The organism is Murinocardiopsis flavida (genome assembly GCF_003014485.1).
In the GTDB taxonomy this organism is placed as follows: domain Bacteria; phylum Actinomycetota; class Actinomycetes; order Streptosporangiales; family Streptosporangiaceae; genus Murinocardiopsis; species Murinocardiopsis flavida.
This window is the reverse complement of sequence record NZ_PYGA01000060.1, coordinates 1-3,368: the sequence shown is the minus strand read 5'-3', so window position 1 is coordinate 3,368 and position 3,368 is coordinate 1. Positions and strand designations below refer to the sequence as shown.

Here is a 3,368-nt window from a genome sequence, read left to right as displayed (position 1 = left end):
GGGCGGTGGTTGCGGCGGGCGTCGGAGAGGCGTTCCAGCAGGAGTACGCCCACGCCTTCGGAGAACACGGTGCCGTCGGCGTCATCGGAGAAGGCTTTGCACCGCCCGTCCGCGGCCAACCCCCGCTGACGACTGAACTGAACGAACATTTCCGGGATCGGAAGGACGGTCACGCCCCCTGCGAGGACGAGGTCGGTCTCACCGCGTCGCAGTGATTCGCAGGCCAGGTGCAGGCCGACCAGCGATGACGAGCACGCCGTGTCCACGGTGACCGCCGGGCCCTCCAAACCCAGGAAATACGACACGCGACCCGAGATGACATTCGTCGAGTTCCCGGTCATCAGGAAGCTCTCGGCGTCTTCGGGGAAGGCGTTGGGGTTGGAGTCGTATCCGGTGTAGGTGGCTCCGATGAATACGCCGGTGGGGCTGCCCTTCAACGAATGCGGGTCGATCCCCGCGCGCTCGATCGCCTCCCAGGCCACCTCCAACAGCAACCGCTGCTGCGGATCCATCGCCCGCGCCTCCCGCGGACTGATCCCGAAGAACCCCGCATCGAACCCCGCCGCCCCCTCCAAGAACCCGCCCCGGCGCACATAACTCGTCCCACTCGACTCCGGATCCGGATCGAACAACGCCTCCAGATCCCACCCCCGGTCATCGGGGAAGTCGGAGATCCCCGACCCCCCGGCGCGCACCAGATCCCACAACCCCTCCGGAGACTCCACACCACCCGGCAACCGACACCCCATACCCGTGATGACGATGGGGTCTTCATCGACTCTGACGGTGGCCTTCTGGTGGGGTTCGGCTTGTTTCTCCTGCGTCCCCAAGACCTTCTTCAGGAGGTGTTGGGCGAGGGTGGTGGATGCGGGGTGGTCGAACAGCAGCGTCGGAGGCAGCGCCAGCCCGGTCGCGGAGCGGAGGCGGTTGCGCAACTCCACCGAGGTGAGGGAGTCGAACCCGAGTTCGTTGAACGCCCGATCGGGCTCGATGGTGTCAAGCGACTCGTGCCCCAGGACAACAGCGGCTTCCGTGCGGATCAGAGTGGTGAGGGTATGGAGCTGCTCCGTGTGCGGCAGCTGAGCGAGTTTCCGGTGCAGCTGCTCCGGGATACCGGAACTCGACGCAGACCGGGCACGCAACGCGGTAGGCGCGAGGTCGGTAAGAATCGACGGAACAGGTCCGGGCGTGGTGGGTGTGGTGAGGGGGAGGGCGTATTGCAGCGGTGCGGGCCGGCCCAGCGCGTGGTCCAGCAGCCGGTGTCCGTGGGCGGTGCCCAGCAGCGGGAACCCGGCCTTGCGGATCCGGTCCACCTCGGCAGTTGTGAGGTGCCCGCTCATCCCGGTCGGGGTGTCCCACAACCCCCACGCCACCGACTGGCCGACCAGCCCGTGGTGCCGGCGGTGCTGGGCCAGTGCGTCCAGGTAGGCGTTCGCGGCGGCGTAGTTGGCCTGGCCGGCGTTGTGCAGCGTCCCGGCCGTGGACGAATAGCACACGAAGTGCGCCAGATCATGGTGGCGAGTCAAGGTGTGGAGGTGGTGGGCGGCGTGGGCTTTGGGGGCCAGCACCGCGGCCAGGGTGTTGGGGTTCTGGTGGGGCAGGGTGGCGTCGTGGAGCACTCCCGCGGTGTGGAACACCGCGGTGAGCGGATGCGCGTCCGGGACGGTGTCCAGGAGGTGGGCGGTGGATGCGGGGTCGGTGTGGTCGCACGCGGCGATGGTGACCTGGGCCCCCAACCCGGCGAGTTCCTCGCGGAGCTCCGTCGCGCCGGGGGCTTCTGGTCCGCGGCGTGAGGTGAGCAGGAGGCGGGTGTGGCCGGTGCGGGCCAGATGGCGGGCCAGGCCCGCGCCCAGCCCCCCGGTGCCGCCGGTGATCAGGATCGTGCCCTGGGGGTCCAGGGGGGCGGGGGTGGTGAGGACGATTTTGCCGGTGTGGCGGGCTTGGGCCATGTGGCGGAAGGCGTGGCGGGCGTGGCGGATGTCGAAGCACCGGATGGGGGGCAGGGTCAGGGCGTCGGTGGCGAGTAGCTCGGTGACGCGGCCCAGCAGGGTGGCGAGGTGGTCCGGTCCGGGATCCATCAGATCGAACGCCTGATACGAGACATCCGGGCGGGTGCGGGCAACGGTGTCGGCCTCGCGGATGTCGGTCTTGCCCATCTCCACGAACCGCCCGCCCGGGGCCAGCAGCCCCAACGACGCGTCGGTGTGTTCGCCTGCCAGGGAGTTGAGGATGAGGGTGGGTGGGGTGGGGGCGAAGGTGGTGGCGTAGTCCAGGGTGCGCGAGGACGCGATGTGGTCGTCGGGGATCCCGAGGGCGCGCAGGGTTCCCCATTTGGCGGGGGAGGCGGTGGCGAAGACCTCGGCGCCGTGCAGGCGGGCGATCTGGATGGCGGCCATGCCCACCCCGCCGGCCCCGGAATGGATCAGTACCCGGTCCCCGGCGGTGATGTGGCCGAGGTCGACCAGGCCATACCAAGCGGTCAGGAACACGAGGGGGAACGCGGCGGCTTGGGCGAAGGTGAGGCCGTCGGGAATGGGGGCCAGCAAACGATGGTCGGTGTCGAGCACCGGGGTGAAGGCGCCTTCGGTGATGCCGAAGACCCGGTCTCCGGGGGCGTAGTCGGTGACGCCGGGGCCGACCTGTTCCACGATTCCGGCGAGCTCGCCGCCGATGGGGTCTTCGTGTTCGGGAACCATGCCGAGCACGACCACGACGTCGCGGAAGTTCAACCCGGCCGCGCGGGGCCGTACCCGCACCTGTCCCGGCCCTGGTTGGGGGGCGGGGTCGGGTTGGGGGACGAGGTGGAGGTTGTCGATGGTGCCGGGGGTGGTGGTGTCCAGGCGCCAGTGCCCGTCCGGTGTGGCCAGCTCCTCGGCGGTGGCGGCGCGGCGCAGCCGGGGAACACGTAGCTGGTCGGTGCGGACCGCGATCTGGTCGTGTTCGGTCTGCACCAGAGCGGTCGCGAGAGCGGTGGCGCTGGTGTGGGGGTCGGTGTCGGTGAGGGTGAACCGGTCGGGGTATTCGGTCTGGGCGGCGCGGATCAGGCCCCAGGCCGCGTGGGCGGCGGGGTCGGGGGCACGCGTGTCCTCGCCGGTGGCGATGGCGTTGCGGGTGACGATGGCCAGGCGCCCGGCCTCGGGCCGGGCGGCCCAGGTTTGCAGGATGTGCAGCAGGCCGGCGAGCGCACGATCCAACCCACCCAGTCCTGGGTCTTGGCCCGTACTGTCCGGGCCGGTGGTGTCTGCGGTGTCGCTGTCGTCCGCCTGGTCGGACACGGGGCTCCAGGGCAGGACCACCAGGCCGGGTGCGGGATCGGGCAACTCATCCAACTCGGCAATGGTCACCGGGGTGGTGCGGGTGGCCAGGGC

At 70.2% G+C, this 3,368-nt stretch carries 1 protein-coding gene; it reads right to left on the bottom strand.

All coding sequences use genetic code 11. From position 1 onward, the window contains the following. Positions 1 to 3,368 (bottom strand): SDR family NAD(P)-dependent oxidoreductase (locus tag CLV63_RS32985; RefSeq protein ID WP_146165741.1); only part of this gene is annotated, 3,368 nt, incomplete at both ends.